19 protein-coding genes and 1 tRNA gene are annotated in these 20445 nt (G+C 59.0%); 5 read left to right on the top strand and 15 right to left on the bottom strand.

Features of this window, described 5'->3' with window-relative positions:
- Nucleotides 1–2: 2 nt before the first annotated feature.
- The 4 genes from lodA to dddP form a co-directional block, all read right to left on the bottom strand.
- Nucleotides 3–2051, bottom strand: coding sequence for a CTQ-dependent lysine 6-oxidase LodA (gene lodA / locus IE087_RS07575; RefSeq protein ID WP_189368701.1), 2049 nt, complete (start codon nt 2049–2051; stop codon nt 3–5).
- A 92-nt stretch (nt 2052–2143) separates the two neighbouring features.
- A complete protein-coding gene (locus tag IE087_RS07570; RefSeq protein WP_189368700.1) occupies nt 2144–3220 on the bottom strand; it encodes an NAD(P)/FAD-dependent oxidoreductase in 1077 nt (358 codons plus the stop codon).
- Complete coding sequence (locus tag IE087_RS07565; RefSeq protein WP_189368699.1) at nt 3220–5154, bottom strand: LodA/GoxA family CTQ-dependent oxidase; 1935 nt, start codon at nt 5152–5154, stop codon at nt 3220–3222. The genes IE087_RS07570 and IE087_RS07565 overlap by 1 nt, the downstream gene beginning before the upstream one ends.
- Nucleotides 5155–5410: 256 nt before the next feature.
- Nucleotides 5411–6751 carry a dimethylsulfonioproprionate lyase DddP gene (gene dddP / locus IE087_RS07560; protein ID WP_189368698.1) on the bottom strand — a complete coding sequence of 447 codons (1341 nt, stop codon included), beginning with the start codon at nt 6749–6751 and terminating at the stop codon, nt 5411–5413.
- A gap of 121 nt (nt 6752–6872) precedes the next feature.
- Here dddP and IE087_RS07555 point away from each other — a divergent pair, with 121 nt between their 5' ends.
- Entirely contained in the window at nt 6873–7619 is a 747-nt protein-coding gene (locus IE087_RS07555) for a heme-dependent oxidative N-demethylase family protein (protein ID WP_189368697.1), read from the top strand.
- 25 nt (nt 7620–7644) lie between these two features.
- Here the strand turns inward: IE087_RS07555 and IE087_RS07550 are convergent, their stop codons facing one another.
- The 4 genes from IE087_RS07550 to IE087_RS07535 all read right to left on the bottom strand — a co-directional run bounded on the left by IE087_RS07550 (nt 7645) and on the right by IE087_RS07535 (nt 11395).
- Nucleotides 7645–8088 (bottom strand): glyoxalase superfamily protein, encoded by a 444-nt coding sequence (locus tag IE087_RS07550; RefSeq protein WP_189368696.1) that lies wholly within the window; start codon nt 8086–8088, stop codon nt 7645–7647.
- Nucleotides 8089–8299: 211 nt separating this feature from the next.
- The gene (locus IE087_RS07545; protein ID WP_189368695.1) at nt 8300–9109 is read right to left on the bottom strand and encodes a lytic murein transglycosylase; all 810 of its coding nucleotides are present in this window, start codon (nt 9107–9109) and stop codon (nt 8300–8302) included.
- Nucleotides 9110–9621: 512 nt separating this feature from the next.
- Nucleotides 9622–11025 carry a type I glutamate--ammonia ligase gene (gene glnA / locus IE087_RS07540; protein WP_189368694.1) on the bottom strand — a complete coding sequence of 468 codons (1404 nt, stop codon included), beginning with the start codon at nt 11023–11025 and terminating at the stop codon, nt 9622–9624.
- A 31-nt stretch (nt 11026–11056) separates the two neighbouring features.
- Nucleotides 11057–11395: a P-II family nitrogen regulator gene (locus IE087_RS07535; protein ID WP_189368693.1), complete on the bottom strand. Its 339-nt coding sequence runs from the start codon at nt 11393–11395 to the stop codon at nt 11057–11059.
- Between the two features lie 173 nt (nt 11396–11568).
- Here IE087_RS07535 and IE087_RS07530 point away from each other — a divergent pair, with 173 nt between their 5' ends.
- Nucleotides 11569–13263: an NAD(P)H-hydrate dehydratase gene (locus tag IE087_RS07530; protein WP_189368692.1), complete on the top strand. Its 1695-nt coding sequence runs from the start codon at nt 11569–11571 to the stop codon at nt 13261–13263.
- On the opposite strand, the gene IE087_RS07525 is transcribed toward IE087_RS07530, so the two are convergent.
- Nucleotides 13260–13763 carry a Hint domain-containing protein gene (locus IE087_RS07525; protein WP_189368691.1) on the bottom strand — a complete coding sequence of 168 codons (504 nt, stop codon included), beginning with the start codon at nt 13761–13763 and terminating at the stop codon, nt 13260–13262. The genes IE087_RS07530 and IE087_RS07525 overlap by 4 nt on opposite strands.
- Before the next feature lie 127 nt (nt 13764–13890).
- On the opposite strand from IE087_RS07525, the gene IE087_RS07520 reads away from it, so the two are divergent.
- From IE087_RS07520 to tig, 3 genes are all read left to right on the top strand, one after another.
- Nucleotides 13891–13975: transfer RNA gene (locus IE087_RS07520), tRNA-Leu, on the top strand.
- Between the two features lie 303 nt (nt 13976–14278).
- Nucleotides 14279–15064 carry a class I SAM-dependent methyltransferase gene (locus tag IE087_RS07515; protein WP_189368690.1) on the top strand — a complete coding sequence of 262 codons (786 nt, stop codon included), beginning with the start codon at nt 14279–14281 and terminating at the stop codon, nt 15062–15064.
- A gap of 320 nt (nt 15065–15384) precedes the next feature.
- Nucleotides 15385–16719, top strand: a complete 1335-nt coding sequence (gene tig, locus IE087_RS07510; RefSeq protein WP_189368689.1) for a trigger factor — start codon at nt 15385–15387, stop codon at nt 16717–16719.
- 130 nt (nt 16720–16849) lie between these two features.
- Here the strand turns inward: tig and IE087_RS07505 are convergent, their stop codons facing one another.
- From IE087_RS07505 to rpsF, 6 genes are all read right to left on the bottom strand, one after another.
- Nucleotides 16850–17536 carry a CatB-related O-acetyltransferase gene (locus tag IE087_RS07505; protein ID WP_189368688.1) on the bottom strand — a complete coding sequence of 229 codons (687 nt, stop codon included), beginning with the start codon at nt 17534–17536 and terminating at the stop codon, nt 16850–16852.
- Entirely contained in the window at nt 17523–18035 is a 513-nt protein-coding gene (locus IE087_RS07500) for a hypothetical protein (RefSeq protein ID WP_189368687.1), read from the bottom strand. Before IE087_RS07500 ends, IE087_RS07505 begins: the two co-directional genes overlap by 14 nt.
- 252 nt (nt 18036–18287) lie before the next feature.
- Complete coding sequence (locus tag IE087_RS07495) at nt 18288–18851, bottom strand: DUF4329 domain-containing protein (protein WP_189368686.1); 564 nt, start codon at nt 18849–18851, stop codon at nt 18288–18290.
- Nucleotides 18852–18956: 105 nt separating this feature from the next.
- Nucleotides 18957–19601: a 50S ribosomal protein L9 gene (rplI, locus tag IE087_RS07490; protein ID WP_189368685.1), complete on the bottom strand. Its 645-nt coding sequence runs from the start codon at nt 19599–19601 to the stop codon at nt 18957–18959.
- 12 nt (nt 19602–19613) lie between these two features.
- Nucleotides 19614–19841 (bottom strand): 30S ribosomal protein S18, encoded by a 228-nt coding sequence (rpsR, locus tag IE087_RS07485; protein ID WP_005608650.1) that lies wholly within the window; start codon nt 19839–19841, stop codon nt 19614–19616.
- Between the two features lie 16 nt (nt 19842–19857).
- Nucleotides 19858–20211, bottom strand: coding sequence for a 30S ribosomal protein S6 (gene rpsF / locus IE087_RS07480; RefSeq protein WP_189368684.1), 354 nt, complete (start codon nt 20209–20211; stop codon nt 19858–19860).
- Nucleotides 20212–20445: the final 234 nt, after the last annotated feature.

The raw sequence follows: 20445 nt of genomic DNA, 5'->3' as shown, positions 1-20445 counted from the left end.
TGTCAGCCCTTGGCCGCGGTCGAGGCCGCAGCGGCTGTCGATGCGATCTCGGTGATGTGTGCCTGTGCCAACTGGCCGAAGTTCCGTTCGGTTTCAACGATATACGGGATCTCCTCGGTGCCGCGGTTCAGCAGGAAGCCCAACATGAACCACGAGTCGATCATCTTCTGCGCAGAATCGATGCCGCGCTGGAACTCGACGTTCTGGCCCTGGGGCACGATGGTCTGTCCGTCAATGTCGCTGACAAAGGCATCCAGCACCTGATCCTGTGGCAGTTGCGTGCCGGTGGTCACGTTGAACGGGCTTTGTGGCGGCCACCAGTAGACATAGAAGGCCGGTGGCACCTCGATCCCTGAGCCATCCACCAGTTGGTTCACGTGGATGTTGGTCAGGTTTGGCGTCTGGACCGTGCATTCGTGGAAATCGGCCATCCACGGGATCGCCATGCGCTTGGTCAGATCGCCGGGTTCACAGCCACCGCCCGCGCATTCGTTGTGATCGACGCTCAGGCCTTCTTTCTCATAATGCTTGGTCATCTTGGCGTAGCCGCGCTTGTCATGGGCGAGCTTGAGATGCAGAGGGGCGTCATAGAGGGCCGCGCTGCGCACGCTCCACGTCACCTCGATGCCGGGGCTGAACGGGGCACCCACACAATTGCTGGCATCGACGCGATCCAGATGTTCGGTCAGGGACAGCGGATCGGGTTTGTCGGTGGTGAAGCGCCCGCAGGCCCATTGGTACAGGTAGAAATACTGTGTCGGCGACAGGGTTTCGAACTTGTAGATCGGACCGGTATTGGTGACCGAGTTGTCGCCCGAGTTCAAGGGCATCATGGGCAGGCCCGACAAGGTGTCGGGGTCGTTGTCTTTGAGTGCGTAGAGCTGGCCGGGGCCCTTGGACATGGTGGCGTAGTATTCGGCATAGTCCTTGGGCAGCAGGGGCATGCGGAACAGTTGGAAATAGCGCATGCGGTGATCTGCGTTAGTGTCGCTGGCATCCCGCATGTCGAATTTCGGGTTGGCAAAATCATCCATCGTGGGGACGTTCGCCACGTATTTGTAAAGCCCCATACGGTCGACGATGGGCTGCACGTCGCGTTCGAAGTTCACGACATAGTCCGGGTTGAAGCCCTGCAGCGGCGTATAGCCATTGCGTGGATCGGTTGGCCAATCGCTGGATGTGTCGCCGCCGGGGAAAATGTCGGGCCGGGCGTCGTTTTTACGGATCGCCACATCATCCATCGTGTCGGCCAGCGTTGTGATATTCACGATCTCGGGCGCGTATTTTGGACTGCCGACAACCAGCCAGGCCGAGGATGTTTCGTGCACCGTGCCGTCCGCCATGGTCACGCGGGCAAAGACGTAGCCATCCGCGATGTCGTCCCAATAGCCCGCAGCCCCGCGGAAGCTGGAAATCTCTGCACTGCCCGTGACGCGGCCAAAGCCGCCCAAGGCGATCAGGTTGCCTTGCGCGTCCATTTTCAACTCGCCCAGCGTGTCGATCTGTTGACCGCCGTTGGACAGGTCAGGGAAGGACCCGTGTTTGTAATCCTCAGGGATGTTGTACCGTGTGAACCCGATGCTGGTTTGCGGCTCAGAAATGTGGCGCGGGCCGGGGTCGATGATCAGCTTTTGCCGCTTTTTCTTGCTGGTCACGTCCGGGTTGTTCCATGGGACGTGGTTGTTTTCGTAGCTGTTGCTTTCGCCGAATTCGAGGTCACCCAGAAGTTCGGAAAAGGTGTACCAGATCGGTTTCTTGTTCGCGACATGGGCCACCCATTCGATCTTGTCGATTTTGGCGTCGTCCAGGTTCACCTTGTGTTCGGTGCCGTCGTTATCCTTTTGGAAGATGTGAAACTTTGCCGCCTGCCGTTTGATCGCGCCTGTTGTGTCCTTGAATACGGTCACAGGTCCGGCATCTGGTGTTTCGTTGCCCCATTCGTCGCAGGCGATGGGAAGACCACCCGTTTCAGTCGGCGAGAGGTAGAAATCCGTGAGGCTGTTGCCAAGTCGTGCAACGCCGATACGGGGGTGAATTTCAAATGTTGGCAACTCTGTTCCTCCAAAAATGTGGAATGATCTGAACAATCACTCGTTACTGCAGCACCAAAACAACGTCAGATTGCATTCGGTATTGATTCCACTCAAGCGTGAATCGGGCGAATTTCTTTCTTTTCCATACCGGCCCGTGCGTGGTGTCGCCAAAACGGTGTGTCAAAGGGCAGGGCGGCGTATTGCAGATGGGTGGTGGCGTATGTGCGGTCCACTGTCTGAGCCAGCAGCGCATCGTAAACCCGAGGGGCATCAGTATCGCCGGACAGGGCATCTGCCGCCGCATTTCCTGCGAAGAAACCGGCGGATAAGGCGTTGAACAGACCCTGGGACGTGATGGGGTCAAAGGCGGCAGCGGCATCCCCTATGGCAAGCCAGCCCGTACCGGATGTTTGATCCAGCAGGGCGCTGCGGCAATCCATCGACCAGGGGCGCGAGGATATGCCTTTGAGCGAGATGAGCGACAGGCTGTCCTGCGCTTGACTTAGAAACACCGACGGTGCGGCGGTGATGCGCTTGGCGGTGGCGGCATCGGTGACAAAGCCGACCGTGCCACCGGTTTTGTGTGGCACCTTGTACCACCACCCCTCCGGCGTGGCCTCGGCCCGCATGGTTGTATCTTGAGCCGAGCCCATCTGCCACAGAACCGCGACCAGCGCAGGACCGTGGAAGACCGTGGCGGCGTGGCGCCGGGCGATATGGGCAGGGCGACCGGTTGCATCGATCACGTAGTCTGCATGCCATGTTTCGCGACCTGCGGGCGTCTCGGTTGTTGCGGTCCACCCTGCTTGCGTGTGTTGTGATTTGGTGATCCGCCCCGTGTGCAGTGTCACCCCCAGCTGTTCGGCTCGGCCTATCATCGCCTTGGCCAGAGCACTGCGATCCAAGCCCCAGCCATGCAGGCCAAGACCGGGATGCGAGCCATGAGATTGCAGGCCCGCGGCCCCCCAATGGCTAACAACATCACGGATCAACACCGCATCGGTCAGAACGTGGCCTAGGCCCAAGCGCTGCATGATTTGCGCACCACCATGAGCAATCAACTCGCCCCGAGTGGCCGTTGCCGCCCCCGAAGGATCGACAACTTTCACAGGCACCTTGCGTTCTGCAAGGGCGATGGCGGCGGCAAGTCCTGCGGGACCGCCGCCTGCGATCAGAACGCTTGTCACTAGACCTCGCCGCGTCCCAGCCGTTCGAAAGTCTGTTCTTCGACGGCATCTTCGGCAGGCTGTGCACCCAATGGCCCAACCGCCTTGTCCTCTTGCGATTGAAGGGCCACGACACCCTTTGCCAACCTCAGGCTTGGGTCACCCTTGGTGAAGGTGGGGGAACGGCCGGTTTCAACATAGCAGGTCTCGGGCAGCCCTATGCCTTCAGGCGGGGTGTGCGCCTCGACCAAACCCGTCATCCACCATTTGTGCACCATGTTGTTGATGCGGGCGGCGTAGCCGGTTCCTTGCAGGTCACGCAGCCAGAAGCGGCGGTTGCTGAAATGGCGCTGTACCTGAAGCGGGGCGAGGTCCGGAGTGGTGGCTATGTTGTAGGCCTCGATCGGCAGCACCTGGTTTGGTACACGCGCGCCCCAGAAACTGGGCGAGCTAAGGTACAGGCTGGGCGTATAGACAAGGCCCGAGTTGCAGGACGCCTCGTCTGTTTGCCATGGCACGCCCATCCAGCGGGTCAGGCTGCCTGCACCCGTGGGGCCCCAGGGCCCGTCCCATGCCAGCGCTTGTTCACGGCTGAGCGTCGTGCCGTAGTCCTGGCGCACTGGCACGCCCTCGGGCAGGGGGCGCAGCCGGTACGGTTGATCGGGATCCCACATCGAGGCGAGGCGCATGGGCCAGGTCAGCTCGATGCCGGGGTGAAACGGCCCGCCCAAGCACTCGTGCAACGCGGCGCGGTCCAGTTCGCGCGGCTGGTCCGCAGCCGGAATGTCGCCAAAATCTGGGATTGCAGGGATGCCAGCCCAGTCGGCTTCAAAATCGCCATTCGCCCAGTTTTCGAGGTGTTGATACTGAGTCTTGGTCAGAAACAGGTCTTCGCGCGCTGGATTGACCAAATCGCCATTGGGATAGCGGTCGCCGTATGTGTCCCCGTAGAACGGGGGCAAGCCCGCATGTTTTAGCTCTTCGGTCTTGCTGTTGCGGAACAGGTTGAAGACGGCCTGACGGTAAGCTGCGCTTGCGTCTGAGGGGTCGCCCATCTGCGCTATGATTTCGGGGTCGCGGGCATCCAGCGGTGTGCCTTGACCTGCCAGAAGCAGGATACCGTCACAGACCCATTGATGCCCGGTCATCCTGTCGAAGATCGGCCAGATGTCCTTGCTGAAGCTGGTTTTGCCAGGGTGCGGAAGGGTGCCCAACCCGATGAACAGGTCCCGCACCACGTCGTCCATCGTGACGACGCCAAACAGGCCGGGGCCAAAATTCGGTGGTGCGACAATGACATGCGCCGGTCGCGCCTCGATATCCTTATCGCCGATGGTGACTGTCGCGCGCACGGGGCCGTCGCAGGTGTCGTCGTGCCAGCCATCATTGTTGGCGAATGTTGTGGGTGCGGTGCCGGGGACCAACGGCTCGGACTTGCCATGGCCGCCAAAGAACAAAAGCCGCCCCTGGTCATCTGTGCGCAGCTCACCTAGATAGACTGGTTTGCCGAAAAAAGTTCCGTCATCGAAGGGGGCTGAGGTCTGGCTGGCGCCGCTGATGTGACGTGCGCTGGGTCGAATGCTCAGTCGCTCGCGATCATCGCCATTGAAGTTGGCGTTGCGTTTCGGGGGCTCAAACACCTGATCGGGTGGCAGGTCCATCGCGTGTTGGAAGTCGTACCAACCGGCCTTGAGGTTCGCCACTTCGACCCGCCAGTTGATGTTGGCTTCGGCTGCCGTGATCTCACGCACCTCACCGGACTTGAGGGTCGCGTACACGCGAAACCGCGCCACCTGCCGTTTGAGATGACCGTGCCCATCGCGAAACCCGTCCGTGTCTTTCGGTGTTTTGCCAATCACTTCTGGGGCAAGGAAATAGGCGTCTTTCGCGTTGCCGACACGGGCGACACCAATGGCAGGATGGATTGCGATGCTTTCAATATCGTCGGCGTTCATATGGCCCCCCAAAATAACTTTGCTCACGCATGAGTAAAAAAACAGTTTCAACCAAACCGAGATTCGACGCGCGTGTATTCACGGTATGCGAGAAACCCTGATCCGCATACAGTTTTTAGAGGGGGTTAGAGTTAAGGGGGTGGCCCAATCCACGTATGTCGCGCACGCCCGGGTTCTGCGGGCAGGGGGCTGCAGGCCTGAGAAAACAGTGCGATGTTCAGCAGGTGGACCTGTCTTGGGCGCCGGGCCTGAAGGTTCAGACCCCCATTAAAGCGGGGTCAAACTCGTATCCGATCAGGTTCTCGAAACCGTCTTCGGTGACAAGAACCTGATCCTCCAGCTTGATCGAGAAGTCACCGCCAACTTCGCCAACCGCAGCTTCGACGCAAAGCACCATGCCTGGTTCTAGCGCATAGTCATACGCACCTGCGACGGCCTTGTCCGGGTAGGCCACAAGGGGCCATTCATCGCACAGGCCAACGCCGTGCATCAGGCAGCCATATTTCTGGGCCTGGAACTTGTCATCCAGCACATGTGTGTTGGCCGTCAACTCGGGGATCATGACACCGGGTTTGATCATCTCCATATTCTGCATGATGTGCTCGTGTGCGTGCTGCATGGCATAGATCATGTCGGGGCGCGGTTTGTCCGGGCCGATCCACCAGCTGCGCGAGATGTCGACGCAGATCCCGTAGGACCCGACAAGATCGGTGTCGAAAGAGATGATTTCGTTCTTTTGACAGATGCGCGGCCCGCATTCCTGGAACCATGGGTTGGTGCGCGGCCCGGAGGACAACAGCCGGGTTTCGATCCATTCGCCGCCGCGCCTGATGTTTTCGGCGTGCAGGACGGCCCAAACATCATCCTCGCATGTCTTGCCGTCACCCACATTGGCGCGTGCAAAGTCCTCCATGGCTTGGACCGAGGCCTCGCAGGCGTTGACGGCGCAGCGCATTGCCTTGATCTCATCCGACCCCTTGATCGAGCGGGACTTTTCCGTGACCTCTTCGCCATCCATGACAGTGAAGCCCTGTGCTTCAAGGGCGCGCAGCCCGTGAACCATGGGCTTGTCGACAGCAAGGCGCGTATGGCCGGGGGCGTGTTCAGCGCAAATCTCACGCACAGAATTGGCAAAGACATCCGCCGCGACATCAACCTTGTCGCCTCGGTCGAAGTAGAACAGGTCGGCCCCGTGCCGCACCTCTTTGACCAGTGGATTGAACGAGGACAGGAAGGGGGCGTTCTTGTAATCCCAGATCACCATGTGGCCATCAGCGCAAAGCAGCACTGCCCGGAACGGGTTGTGCGTGTTCCAAAGCTGCATGTTGGTCGAGTCGGTGGCGTATCGGATGTTGAGCGGGTCAAACATCAACAGGCCAGCATAGCCGCGATCCACGATGTGTTGGGTCAGCCTGCGCCAGCGGTATTCGCGCATATTGGCGAGATTGGGCAGTTGCAGACCAGCAGCCTCCCATTCGGCAAAGGCCAGTTGGGTGGGGCCGATCTCAATCCGGTCGGCATCGTTTGGCGTACCATCGCCCAATGCGGCGCCGCGATTGGGGTCGATTTTGCGCGTGTCACGGTAATGCTGGTTCATGGTGCGTCCTTCCCTGTCGGCAGGGTGGCTTGGATTCGCGCGGTGTAGTTGCCCGTTTCCGACAGCGATCCGGCGTTTTTTTGCTGTGGCGTGTTCCGTGAACCCCGTGCAAATGTGCGCCATGACCGTGATTTTGCAGAGTGAATTGCCCGACGACATGCATGTCAGCCGCGCCTTGCCGGGTATCCAGCCCGAGGTTGGGCCGTGGTTGCGCGTTGACGAGGCCTATGCCGAACAGATGGCGCGGCGCGAGGCCTTGTTGGCGGAACGAGAAGCGGATGTTTTGTACCTCGACCCTTCGGCGCGGGCCGCGGCAGTGGAATTGCTGAATACCGTGCTCGACATCTTGCCCACGCAAGGGTTTCAGCGGGATGGCAATCACGTTTCCTGTCCAGATGGGCGTGCTGTAGCGCTCGACTATTCCGCGCCGATGAAGACGTTGGGACGCCTTTGTCAGAACGATTTTGTGTTGATGCAGAAGCGCGGCGATGAACACGTGTTGACGGGTGCGGTCCTGTGTTTTCCAGCCTCATGGCGCCTGAGTGAAAAGGCGGGCCGTCCCTTGGTCGACATTCATGTGCCTGTTTCGGAATACACCGATGACGTTGCACGCCGCGTGCAACGCCTGTTTGACGGGATACAGGTCGGGCGACCGCTCTGGCGGTTCAACCAGCTTTGGTATCAGGATCCCGAGCTGTTCCAGCCCCGGTCTCAGTCAGAGCCACGCCGGGTCGGGGCAGGCCTGACCGAGGGGCCGTATTACAGGAGCGAGCGGCAGACGCTGCTGCGCCTACCGCAAAGTCGTGCAGTGGTGTTTGCTATTCACACCTATGTGCTGGCGCGAGCTGATGTGCCCGAGCTGAGCTAGGCGGACCAAGGCCCGCCTTACCCGATCATTTGCCGGACCAGGCATCGTGGATCACCACATGCGGTTGCCCGTTGGACGTGGTCCGCAAGGTGCGTCCGCGCTGGTCCACAACACAATTCACCTGCTTGCGCCAGGCCGAGAAGTGCCGCGATGCGACAACGTCGATGGCATCGTCGAACCGTAAGGTCAGGGCGTGACGTCCGTTCGGCATGAGCCGCGCAGACTTCACGAATCCCGCAAAGCGGTGCCCGAGATAGCGACCGGACACACGTTGTCCGGGGTGATAGCTGTGTTGGCCTTCGTCCTGTGCCCGCGCATGCAACGTGTTCCAATCGCGCGCGCCCCATTGCCGCGCCACTGTTTCCAGCGCCTGAGAATGCGTGCAAGGGGTGCCAGCCTCGTTCATGGCCGCGCGCAATCGCTTGGCTTGCGCCTTCAATGCGGCGCGTGAGGGAAGGGGGATGTCCATATCCGTCTCCGTTCTCCGGTCGCGTGATCTGGGCTGTCGGATCTCCGCGTTGCCATGCCTGCGACCAAGAAACTGGGTCGGATCGTCAGGCTTCACCAGAATGCGGAGGGCAGGGGCCTGATCCCTATGGCCGGTCACTTATGCCGAGCTCGGCAGAAAGACAAGCGCATAGGGGTGGGAATTGGGTCAGCGAAAACAGGTGTTGCACGCATCACCCGTCGATGCGCGCACCCATGATTGCAATGGACTGCTGGTAGACGGTCGCCGCATTCCACTGCTTAATCACAGCAAAATTCGGTTGCCCTTGCTGGTATCCCTGTCCGGGTTTCCAGCCTTTCTGCCTGAGGAAGTTGGCCGTCGATGCCAGGGCATCAGTCTGATTATACAGATCGACACGCCCGTCTCCATTTGCGTCGACGCCGTATTTCAGCGCATTTCCGGGCAGGAACTGGGTATGTCCCAACTCGCCATGTTTGGCCCCTTTGGTTGCGCCAGTGATCGACCCCTGGTCCACCAGTTTCAGCGCGCCAATGGCGTGCGGGGCGAAGAAATCCGAGCGTCGGCAATCATAGGTCAGTGTCACGATGGCGGACACAACCGAACTATCTCCCATGAACCCACCAAAGGCGGTCTCCATTCCGTGAATGGCAATCAGAACCCCCGCAGGAACACCGTATTGCCGTTCAAGTGCTGCATAAAAATCTGGGTTTCGGGCTTTGCGCTTGCGCCCTTGGGCAACAATTGTGTCCGCGCCACGGATCTGCATGAATTTTTCGAGCGAGTAGCGGAACGACTTCTGATTGCGATCCGCCGCGATTGTGCGTTTCGCATATTGCGCATTGGCAAGAGCCTGCAAGCCGGATGATCGGACGCCCGCTTGGCGCGCGTCATTTGCAAAACTGGCTTTCCAATTCTCGAACCCCGCAGAGGTGTTCCCGCACTGGGCCAACGCTGCTCCTGCGCCGGATGTCACAAGGATTCCGGCGATAACCAAACTGCGCGCACGCTGTTTAAAATACATTTTAGCTCTCCTGCAAAACGCGTGCAGGTTACCCCGCACGCGTTCAGTTTTCAAAATCAACCTTCTTTGCGTTGATTAAGCGACGTGCGTCAGGATCAAGTGCAATCCCATGATGGTGGATGCGGCAATGCAGACGCGAACGCAAAACTGTGTCGTGGTCATAATATAGTCACCTGGTTAAATCAGTTATGTAATACTGCCATAATCTTGGCAGCGGACCGAGCATGCAAGTCAGGATTTCAGGATCTTGGAGCGTCCTGACCACCAAATGAGCAAGCTGTCGCCGATCTTTTCATAGTGCAGTATCGCATGGCGGATCACCAGTAGGCAGACTTACCTACGCTCGCGGTCTCCAATGAAACACACCGCGTATGATCGTGCTGGGTGATGAGCATTTCATGCCGCAGACCGGGTGGTTGCGGATTATGTTTGACAATCCTTAGCCGCAGAGGTTGTGCACAAAAAAGGGGCGCCACGGCGCCCCTTCAACACACAACCTGTCACGAAACAGATTAGCAGCTGTAGTACATGCCGAACTCAACCGGGTGCGGTGTGTGTTCGTATGTTTCGATCTCTTCCATTTTGAGAGCGATGTAGCCTTCGATCTGGTCCTTGGTGAACACGTCTCCGGCCAGCAGGAAGTCCATGTCGGCTTCCAACTCTTCCATGGCTTCGCGCAGCGAACCACAGACAGTTGGGATACCGGCCAGCTCTTCTGGCGGCAGATCGTACAAGTCTTTGTCCGACGGCTCGCCCGGGTGGATCTTGTTCTGGATGCCGTCGAGGCCAGCCATCAGCAGGGCCGCAAAGCACAGGTAGGGGTTGGCCGACGGATCGGGGAAGCGTGCCTCAACCCGCTTGGCTTTGGGCGACTCGGTCCATGGGATCCGGACGCAGCCCGAGCGGTTGCGGGCCGAGTAGGCGCGCAGAACGGGGGCTTCGAAGCCGGGGATCAGACGCTTGTAGCTGTTGGTCGATGGGTTGGTGAAGGCGTTCAGAGCCTTGGCGTGTTTCAGAACGCCACCGATGAAATACAGGGCTTCGTCGGACAGGTCGGCGTATTTGTCGCCTGCAAACAGCGGCTTGCCGTCTTTCCAGATCGACATGTTGACGTGCATACCGGTGCCGTTATCGCCCGCAATGGGTTTCGGCATGAACGTGGCCGACTTGCCATAGGCGGCGGCGACGTTGTGGATGACGTACTTGTACTTCTGCAGCTCGTCGGCTTGCTTTGTCAGGCTGTCAAAAATCAGGCCCAGCTCGTGCTGACAGGACGCCACTTCGTGGTGGTGCTTGTCGACCTTCATGCCCAGACGCTTCATAGTGGACAGCATCTCGGAGCGCAGGTCCTGGCTTTCGTCCGTGGGGTTCACAGGAAAGTAGCCGCCCTTGACGCCGGGGCGGTGGCCCATGTTGCCCATCTCGTATTCGGTGTCGGTGTTCCACGAGGCGTCAGTTGCATCAACTTCGTAGGATACCTTGTTGATGCTGTTGGAATAACGCACATCATCGAACAGGAAGAATTCCGCCTCGGGGCCCATGTAGGCCGCGTCACCGATGCCTGTGGATTTCAGGTATGCCTCGGCCTTTTCGGCTGTGCCGCGCGGGTCACGCTCATAGGCTTCGCCGGTGTCTGGCTCAACGATGGAGCAGTGCACACAGATGGTCTTTTCGGCATAGAAGGGATCGACATAGGCGCTGGCCTGATCAGGCATCAGCTTCATGTCGGAGGCTTCGATGGATTTCCAGCCTGCGATGGAGGAGCCGTCAAACATGAAGCCTTCTTCGAGGAAGTCTTCATCAACCTGATCGGCCATGACGGTCACGTGCTGCAGCTTGCCGCGCGGGTCGGTGAAACGGATGTCGACGTACTCGGCGCCTTCTTCCTTGATCATATCGAGAACGGGGTTGGCCATTCCTATTGGTCCTTCCTGTCTTTGAGTAGAGTTACAATGCGTCCGAGCCGGTTTCACCGGTACGGATGCGAATGGTTTGTTCGATGGGTGATACGAAAATCTTGCCATCACCGATTTTCTCGGTCTTGGCGGCGTCGACGATGGCCTCGATGGCGGCATCGACCTGATCGTCGTCCAGTACGACCTCGACTTTCACCTTGGGCAGAAAGTCGACCACATATTCTGCGCCGCGATAGAGTTCCGTATGACCTTTCTGGCGACCAAAGCCCTTGACTTCGATCACGGACAGACCCTGAACGCCGACCTCTTGCAGGGCCTCTTTGACTTCATCAAGCTTGAAGGGCTTGATGATCGCTTCGATCTTTTTCATGGGGCTGCCTCCCTTTGTCGCGCCGTCTGTCTGCGGTGGATCATTTGTGGTTTGGGGCGTCCATGGGATGCGGTAGAGATTGGGGTGGATGAGACGCGATTGTGAGGTGAGCGCCCTTGAAATGGGCGATGCGCATAAAAAATGAGCAAAATGAAAACTTTGGGGATTTGTGCATGACCGAGCTGCTGACAGCGGCCCAGATGCGGGCCATCGAACAGGCTGCGATTGAGTCGGGTGAGGTGACCGGGTTCGAGTTGATGGAGCGCGCTGGGGCAGGTGTCGTCGAGGCAGTGTTCGAAGAATGGCCAGAGTTGAGCGACCGTAAACAACGGGCGGTGGTTCTATGTGGGCCGGGCAACAATGGCGGCGATGGCTTTGTGGTTGCGCGTTTGCTGAAAGCCCGAGGCTGGGCGGTCGAGGTGTTTCTCTATGGTGATCCAGACAAACTGCCACCGGATGCACAGTCAAACTACGACCTTTGGGCAGGTATGGGCGAGGTTAAACCGCTTGATGTATCGGCAGTTTCAAAAGGACGGCGCCCGGCCCTGATGGTCGATGCCATGTTCGGCACCGGATTGACGCGTGCCATTCCCTTGGACTGTGCCGTGGCACATGAAGCCGTGCGCAAGCGCGATGTGGGAGATGAACATCCGTGGCTTGTCCCGTACCACGTGGTTGCTGTGGACTGTCCCTCCGGAATGGATTGCGACAGTGGGCACATTCTGATGCCCGAGTATCCCAAGGATATTGAGGATGATGTCGATGCGCATTGGCGCTGGTGGAAGGAAGATGCGTCCAAGCGTCTGTTGCAAACCGACCTGACGGTGACGTTCCACAGGCGTAAGGTGGGTCACTACCTTGGGCAGCAAAACTATGCGCTGAGGGTCGTCGATATTGGTCTGGGCGAGGAAGATCGGCATCCTGCGCATCTTCGCATGACGCGTGACCCGGAGGTCGCTTGTCTTGTGGACTTTGACCCAACCCGCGGTGGCAGTCGCAAGATCTGGCCCTACGATCTGGTTGCCAAGCGATCCAGCGCGGGACGCCACAAGTTCGATCATGGTCATGCTTTGGTCCTTACGGGTGGGGCCGGGCGCACAGGTGCTGCGCGCCTTGCCGCACTCGGAGCGCTGCGGATCGGGGCGGGTCTGGTAACACTTGGTACGCCGCCTGCCGCGCAGATGGAAGTGGCGTCACATATCACGGCCCTTATGTTGGCGCGTATCGGCGATGCTGATGCGTTAACCGATCTGCTCGACGATGAGCGGATCAATGCGCTTTGCCTGGGTCCGGGCCTCGGGTTGAATGATCACGCGGCGGCGCTAGTCGATGCCGTTCTGGGCGGAGGACACCTCCGCCTTACGCGCCACGTTGTGTTCGATGCGGATGCTCTGACGCTGATTGCGCAGGATGCACGGCGGATGGAGGCGTTGAACGAACATGCGGTGCTGACCCCGCATGGCGGAGAGTTCGCGCGGCTGTTTCCGGACATCGCAGAGAAACTGAGTGGGGTGCCGGACCGAGGTCCGGCTTACTCGAAGGTTGATGCAACCCGGGATGCGGCGGCCCGGTGCGGCGCGATCATCCTGTTCAAAGGACCCGACACGGTAATTGCCCACCCGGACGGTCGCTGCTCGGTCCATGCAGCGGCCTATGGGCGCGAGGCGCCTTGGCTGGCGACGGCTGGGGCAGGGGATGTGCTGGCCGGGTTCATCACGGGCTTGCTGGCCCGTGGGCTTGAGCCCATGGATGCGGCGGAAATCGCCGCATGGCTTCATGTAGAATGCGCCCGCGCCTTTGGCCCGGGTCTGATCGCGGAGGATCTGCCCGAGATATTGCCGCAGGTCCTGCGTGACATCGGTGCCTAGGCGGCCGCGGCCCCAGCCATTGTCATCGCTGGCACCGACAGCTCCAAGCCATCGGCATAAACGATATGGGGCGATTCAAAGCCCATTCGCACCAGAGTCATCTCACGCGGGCCCAGCGATGTGATGAACTCATCATCAATCAGGCATCCGGCGGGCATCACGGCCTGTGCCGCCCCGCGCAATGCCTTGGCCCGCCAGTCCCGCACAAGCACCATTTGGGCCGCGGGGATAATAACGTTGTGCGTGGGCTTGGTATGCCCCAGCGACCCGGCGGCGATTTTCACCGCCTCGTCCGTGGTGCGATAGGATTGACTGGCGGTCAGCGGCACAAGGCCGGCATTTCGCGTGATGATCCTGTCACCGGCCGAGAGATATTCGACGGGTATTTCTCCATCCGCTGTCAGAATAAGGGTGCCGGACACAAGCCCGACATGTTCAATGTCAATGCGCAAGGGGGGCATCTGCCCGCCTGTTTCGCGCCCGACCGTATTCGGTTTCATGGCGTCTCTTTCTGTAACCTGCCTCTAGGTTACGGGCACAATAGCTGAACAGGTCCTTAATGTCGCGTGGTTTTTACGCAAATACGTCTCGCATCCTTCGAATTGCTTTGCTAAAGGGGCCGAGGACGCGGGCGTGGCGGAATTGGTAGACGCACCAGATTTAGGTTCTGGCGCCGCAAGGTGTGGGAGTTCGAGTCTCCCCGCCCGCACCAAGTTATAAGTGTTTTTTGAAGAAGCACGTCTTTGTCCCCATCAGGTTGCGAATTGCTTGACCAGTTTTGAGGTATAGAAGAAGCGGCAATTGCCCTTGCCCAAATGCCGAGTATGCCCGGCCTTCACCCAGATGCACGCGTCGAGATCAGTGAGGTCTTTCCGCCTGAAATTTGTTGCTCTCAAGTGTGGTTGGCCGGCATCGCACTGCTGCAGCCGCGATAGACGCCCTGCGATAAAAAAGCACACTGGACTTCACGTATGGGTTGTGAAATCCGGCGGGCGTCAAATCCTTTGGAGACGCCATGAATACTCACGATATTTCACAAGAAGACTGGCACGAAATTTACGTCGCGCACGCAGAAGGGGAACGCACGGACCTGATCCCGTTCCCGCCCGAGGACATACAGGTCATAACCAATGGTCATTCCGGAAAGAAAACGGCCAAGGGTGCGATCGATATCTGGACCCGGATGCAAAACGACATTGCCAAGGTTCGGCAGATTGCCCCGGAATGGAACGTTTTGGATTATGGCTGCGGTTGGGGCCGCATGACGCGCCTCATCCGATACAACTTCCCGAATGGTCAGGTGTGCGGCGTTGATACGCATCCCAAGCTCATTGAAAGCGCAAACGGACTTCTACCAGACATGCAGCACAAGGTTGTCGAAAGCATGGGGCCGATCCCGTTCGGTGATGGCATGTTTGATCTGGTCTTTGCCAACTCGGTATTCAGCCACCTGTCCGAGCCATCGGCTGAATACACGTTGAAAGAGATTGGCCGGAAGTTGAAGCCCGGTGGCATTGCAGTGATTTCCGTTCTGACCGAGCGTCAGATGGAAAGCTTCTATACCCGCCAAAACACAACCAATTGGATCACAAGGATACTGGGCCCGCGCAAGGATGCAGACAAAACTTTGGCCGAAAAAGGATTTGTCTGGGGTGATACGGGTCGGTGGGACAACTATGGTATCGCGATCACAAGCCAAGACTGGCTGCATAAGCTGTTTGATGAGGCCGGACTTGACCTAAGTCCCAATTTTCACAGCCAGAGTGGTGGTCAGGTGCTGCGGCTTGGTGTGAAACGCTAGGTCTGCGGTGCAAGTGGAGGTATTCATCTTGGGTGCCTCCACGACGACTCTACGTCTACACGGTGGGGCGCTGACAGAGTATTTTCAGGCGTATCCGTCTGGAGCCAGCTCCCACGCACCCGAACAGACACGCCGCCGCCCCATCGTAACGGCACGCAGGATTGGCGAGCACGCATGCGTCACCTTGGGTCGCACTCTCAATCCACCCATTTTTACATGACATGCGCCAATCCCCTTGCACACGGCATCCGCGCTGCATAGAAGGGCGCGAATTTCCGATCAGCCCCCATGGACGGGGCTTTAATGCTATGGGAGCACACATGCAGGTCACCGAGACGCTGAACGAAGGGCTGAAACGCGGCTATGCCATCACCGTGACCGCCGCCGAACTGGACGACAAGGTCAACGAAAAACTGACCGAGGCTCAGCCCGAAGTCGAGATGAAGGGCTTTCGCAAGGGCAAAGTGCCCATGGCTCTGCTGAAAAAGCAGTTTGGTCAGCGTCTGATGGGCGAAGCGATGCAGGAAAGCATCGATGGCGCCATGAACAAGCACTTCGAAGACAGCGGTGACCGCCCCGCCATGCAGCCCGAGGTCAAGATGACCAACGAGGACTGGAAAGAAGGCGACGACGTCCACGTCGAAATGTCTTACGAAGCGCTGCCCGAGATCCCCGAGGTTGACCTGAGCAAGGTCAAACTGGAACGCCTGGTTGTGAAAGCAGACGACGCGGCGGTGGAAGAAACGCTCGGATCGCTGGCGGAAAACGCACAAGACTTCAAAGCGCGCAAGAAAGGCTCCAAGGCCAAGGACGGCGACCAGATTGTCTTTGACTTCCTGGGCAAGGTCGACGGCGAAGCCTTTGATGGCGGTGCCGCGGAAGATTACCCGTTGGTGCTGGGCTCGAACTCTTTCATCCCCGGTTTTGAAGATCAGCTGGTCGGTGTGAAAGCGGGCGAGGAAAAGGCCGTGACGGTCACGTTCCCCGAAGATTACCAGGCCGAGAACCTCAAGGGCAAAGAAGCCGTCTTTGAGTGCACCATCAAAGAGGTCAAAGAACCCGTCGCTGCCGAGATCGACGATGAACTGGCCAAGAAATACGGCGCCGAAGATCTGGACGGTCTGAAATCCCGCATCACCGAGCAATTGGAAGGTGAATATGGCGGTGCCGCCCGCGCTGTTATGAAGCGTGCGCTGCTCGATCAGCTGGATGACATCGTCAAATTCGACCTGCCGCCCTCGCTTGTCGAAGCGGAAGCCAAGCAGATTGCACACCAGCTGTGGCACGAAGAAAACCCGGACGTCGAAGGGCACGACCACCCAGAGATCGAGCCGACGGACGAGCATAACACGCTGGCCGAGCGCCGCGTACGCCTTGGCCTCCTGCTGGCCGAGCTGGGTCAGAAGGCCGAAGTCGAAGTGACTGACGCCGAAATGAGCCAGGCCATCATGCAACAAGCCCGTCAATATCCGGGCCAGGAACGCCAGTTCTTTGAATTCGTGCAGCAGAACCAGCAGATGCAGCAGCAGCTGCGCGCGCCGCTGTTCGAGGACAAAGTGGTTGACCACATCGTCGAAAGCGCGTCGGTCAAGGATAAGGATGTCAGCAAGGACGATCTGCAAAAGGCCGTCGAGGCACTGGAAGAAGAAGACTAAGTTATCGCCTTAGGCGATATTCCTTTCAGGGCTGCGCTGCTTGGCGCAGCCCTTTTTCGTTCTCTCGTCCTGTAATTGCCCGACCGGATGACGGCACCGCACGATCCGTCGGACCGACACTTAAACGGTCTTAAGCGGTCGTGTTGAAATGTTGTTCCAACGCAGCGACGTCGCCCGCCTCGATGGCACCGATAGCACGCTCGATCTGATCGGAAGCCCAAGACCACCACGCCAACGCATTCAAACGTTGAATTGTCTGGTCGTCATAACGCATGCGAATGACCTTGGCTGGGTTGCCTGCGACCACTGCAAAGTCGGGAACGGGTCCACGCACAACGCTGCGCGCCGCAACAATGACCCCATTGCCCAGCTCTGCACCGGGCAACAGCATGGCTTCGCGCCCGATCCAGCAATCGTGCCCGACAATCGTATCGCGCCCGCGTGGCAACGAGGCCCGATAGCTCCCGAAACGCGGCGGATCAAATACGGCAAAGGGAAAGGTCGACGCACCAGTCATCGGATGGTTTGCCGTTGCCGTCACAAACTGAACCCCTTGCGCGATCTGGCAGAAACGACCGATCCGCAGATGTTCCGGCGCGCCCGGAAACAGATAGGGGGCCAAGGTCTCGGCATAATTCTCCGGCAGGGTCCTGTCGTTGTAGTAGGTCCAATCGCCAACCTGTATGTTTGGGTGGTCGATGACCTCTGTCAGAAAAACGGTCGCCGGGTCCCGCACACCCTGAGGCAGCATAAGCGGATTGCGAAGCCGTGGGTCAGGAAGTCGAAACGGGGGCGTATCGCCGTCATTGGGCTGCATGCGTCACCTCCTGTTCGGCGAACCCGGCATCACACAATACTGCGTTCAGACGAAGGAAGGCCGCCGGGTCTGCAGGTCGCGCCCAGTTGAACGCGATCCGTGCCCAGTCTGGATGTTCTGGATCGATACCAAGTGCGCGCAGCAGGTGCTCCTCAACGACCACGAATTGTTGCCGAAAGGGAAAAAGGTAGCCACCGGCCATGGTCCTGTGCGCAAGCGCTTCGTCATAGCGGCGGAACCAGTGGTTCCAATAGGTTGCCATCGGTTGATCGAAGAAACGGGATGGATCAGCCAGCGGTGTTCTCTCTGGCGCCGAAACCAGGTCAACATAGGGTGCGCCGCCAAGCTGGCGCGCAATGACGTCCAGCGCGTGCCGACGTTTCAAGCGCCCGTTCAGACGGTCAATTGCTGTCGCATCGCCCTGGCGCGCTGCCTTGAGCAGCCGCGTGGCCTGAATGCGGATTTCACGCAGCAATCGATCGCGGGGGGTATGGGTCATTCCATGACGCTCCTTGCAAAGCCGACGCTCGAAATACGGCGGAGTCATCTGGTGTGTCTGGGTCGTTCGACCGGCTGACGTCGTCTTGTTCGAGCTATGGCGCGCCGGTGCGCCACATGCCGTGTCTAGTGGCCCCCGAACCGTGAAGCAATGTAGAATGCCGTGTAAAGTGCGCATAGTCCCGCCCATGAAAGCCGGGATTTTGTGCAAGGACTGCGATCGGGACGTACCGTATGCTGCGCTGATACGGCCTCAGAAAGATCTGAGGTCTTGCAATGTGTATCGCGGAAACACGGGAAATGCTGGATCTTCTTGGAAATCCGCGTCACTCACCAGACATCGCGTGCCACAGATCAGTCGGGCCTCCTGCGCGCGCGCATCAATGTACCACAGGCGCCCGCCCGGGGTGGCGACATAGCCATCGGTGCCATCCTCAATGTCTGTCCGAATGTCGTCATAGGACGGAATCTCAGTCAAGAAGGCAGGCTTGTAGTGCCCGTGGGTATGGTAAGACGCCAAAACTGTAACGTTTGCGCCTGCAGAAGCAGGTGGCAAGCAAGTCGCTTTTCCCCCACGCCGGGCTGTTGTGGCAACGTAGGCCCCGTCAGCATCCACCCCGATCAATCCGCAATACTCACGCCCCTCGTCAATCGATTGCGCCTGCAGGCCGTTGAATAGGTCTGCGGCAAAGGCGATCTCGGCCTCGGTCTGGGCAAAGGGGCGGGGGGCCATGACGATGGTGGCAGGATCGCCGCCCAGCTCCGCGTCATCGCAGGCTGCAAGTGCAAATAGAAACAGGCCAAGGCGTCGCAACATGCGCGCACCTTGGCGATGCAAAGCGCAAAGGTCAAATGGGGCAGGGCGACAAAAAAAACCGCGCCCCAAGGGGACGCGGTTTGCTTGTTTTAATCCGAAAAAGGATCAGGCCTTGGGCTCTTCTTCCGCGTCGCCTTCGGCAGCGTCGTCTGCGGCGATGCCTGCGGATTCCGCCAGCTCTTCGTCTTCGGATGCCGCGGCACCGATGTCGTCGAACAGCTCCTGGATTTCGAACTCGGCAGCGGCTTCCTCTTCGGCGGCCAGCTCCTGGATCGATTTACCCGACGCCTGCAACTCGGCTTCTTCTTCCGAGCGGGCCACGTTGAGCTGGATAACCACGTCCACTTCAGGGTGCAGGGTCACGTGCACGTCGTGCAGGCCCAGTTCCTTGATGGGGTTGGGGATCACAACCTGTTTGCGGTCAACGGTGAAACCTTCGGCAGTTGCCACGTCCGCAGCATCGCGGGGCGTGACGGAGCCATAGAGGTTCCCACCGTCCGACGCCTGACGAATCACGATGAATTGCTGGCCATCCAGCTTTTCACCCAGCGCTTCGGCTTCTTTCTTGGTTTCGAGGTTGCGGGCTTCAAGCTGCGCTTTTTGCGACTCGAAGTCTGCGATGTTGGCGGGCGATGCGACCAGCGCCTTTTTCTGCAGCAGCAGGTAGTTGCGGGCGTAGCCAGGCTTGACGTCAACGACGTCGCCCATCTGGCCCAGCTTGGCCACACGTTCGAGAAGGATAACTTGCATGTCAGTCGCTCCTTATTTCACGGCGTAGGGCAGCAGGGCGAGGAAACGGGCGCGCTTGATGGCACGGGCCAGCTCGCGTTGCTTCTTGGCCGATACGGCGGTGATACGGGAAGGCACGATTTTGCCACGCTCAGAGATATAGCGTTGCAGCAGGCGCGTGTCCTTGTAGTCGATCTTGGGTGCGTTCTCGCCCGAGAAGGGGCACACTTTACGACGGCGGAAAAACGGTTTTGCAGCCATGGTTTAGCTCCCTCTCTTAGCGGCGCTCGCGACGGCTGTCGCGTTCGTCACGTTTCTGCATCTGGATCGAGGGGCCTTCGGCGTGCTCGTCCACCTTGATCGTCAGAACGCGCATGACATCGTCATGCAGACGCATCAGGCGCTCCATCTCCTGCACGGCGGTGGCCGGTGCATTGGTGCGCAGGTAGGCGTAGTGGCCCTTGCGGTTCTTGTTGATCTTGTAGGCCATCGTCTTCACACCCCAGTACTCGTTATCAACGAGGGTGCCGCCATTGTCGGCGAGGACGGTGCCAAAATGTTCGATGAGACCCTCGGCCTGCGTGTTCGACAGGTCCTGACGGGCAATCATCACATGCTCATAAAGAGGCATGGACTTCTCCACTTCTATCAAGGCGCATTTCATAGACCGGTCCATCAAGGCCCTGCGGGACGGTCACGAGAGACTGCGCGGCAAAACGGGTTTGCAGGGATGCGCCCGTATACACCGGTGGGACCGCGACGCAAGAGGGAGTTTGTTCCGTTACGTCACCCGAGGCTTTCCTTGGATGGGCCGTATTTTAGTCATTTTTGATGATCAGTGTCTCCGCAACACGCTGGAGGATCA

The sequence above is a fragment of the Tateyamaria omphalii genome (assembly GCF_014651375.1).
Lineage (GTDB): Bacteria > Pseudomonadota > Alphaproteobacteria > Rhodobacterales > Rhodobacteraceae > Tateyamaria > Tateyamaria omphalii.
The sequence above is the reverse complement of the archived record's forward strand: the minus strand, read 5'-3'. Positions and strand labels throughout refer to the sequence as shown.

Bases quoted from the DNA above. Each gene is read 5' to 3' on its own strand.
- IE087_RS07535 (WP_189368693.1), bottom strand. From the start codon at position 11,395: ATGAAAAAGATCGAAGCGATCATCAAGCCCTTCAAGCTTGATGAAGTC.
- IE087_RS07565 (WP_189368699.1), bottom strand. From the start codon at position 5,154: ATGAACGCCGACGATATTGAAAGCATCGCAATCCATCCTGCCATTGGT.
- IE087_RS07555 (WP_189368697.1), top strand. From the start codon at position 6,873: ATGACCGTGATTTTGCAGAGTGAATTGCCCGACGACATGCATGTCAGC.
- IE087_RS07525 (WP_189368691.1), bottom strand. From the start codon at position 13,763: ATGAAACCGAATACGGTCGGGCGCGAAACAGGCGGGCAGATGCCCCCC.
- IE087_RS07505 (WP_189368688.1), bottom strand. From the start codon at position 17,536: ATGCAGCCCAATGACGGCGATACGCCCCCGTTTCGACTTCCTGACCCA.
- IE087_RS07515 (WP_189368690.1), top strand. From the start codon at position 14,279: ATGAATACTCACGATATTTCACAAGAAGACTGGCACGAAATTTACGTC.
- IE087_RS07500 (WP_189368687.1), bottom strand. From the start codon at position 18,035: ATGACCCATACCCCCCGCGATCGATTGCTGCGTGAAATCCGCATTCAG.
- dddP (WP_189368698.1), bottom strand. From the start codon at position 6,751: ATGAACCAGCATTACCGTGACACGCGCAAAATCGACCCCAATCGCGGC.
- rplI (WP_189368685.1), bottom strand. From the start codon at position 19,601: ATGCAAGTTATCCTTCTCGAACGTGTGGCCAAGCTGGGCCAGATGGGC.
- glnA (WP_189368694.1), bottom strand. From the start codon at position 11,025: ATGGCCAACCCCGTTCTCGATATGATCAAGGAAGAAGGCGCCGAGTAC.
- IE087_RS07530 (WP_189368692.1), top strand. From the start codon at position 11,569: ATGACCGAGCTGCTGACAGCGGCCCAGATGCGGGCCATCGAACAGGCT.
- IE087_RS07495 (WP_189368686.1), bottom strand. From the start codon at position 18,851: ATGTTGCGACGCCTTGGCCTGTTTCTATTTGCACTTGCAGCCTGCGAT.
- rpsR (WP_005608650.1), bottom strand. From the start codon at position 19,841: ATGGCTGCAAAACCGTTTTTCCGCCGTCGTAAAGTGTGCCCCTTCTCG.
- IE087_RS07545 (WP_189368695.1), bottom strand. From the start codon at position 9,109: ATGTATTTTAAACAGCGTGCGCGCAGTTTGGTTATCGCCGGAATCCTT.
- tig (WP_189368689.1), top strand. From the start codon at position 15,385: ATGCAGGTCACCGAGACGCTGAACGAAGGGCTGAAACGCGGCTATGCC.
- rpsF (WP_189368684.1), bottom strand. From the start codon at position 20,211: ATGCCTCTTTATGAGCATGTGATGATTGCCCGTCAGGACCTGTCGAAC.
- IE087_RS07550 (WP_189368696.1), bottom strand. From the start codon at position 8,088: ATGGACATCCCCCTTCCCTCACGCGCCGCATTGAAGGCGCAAGCCAAG.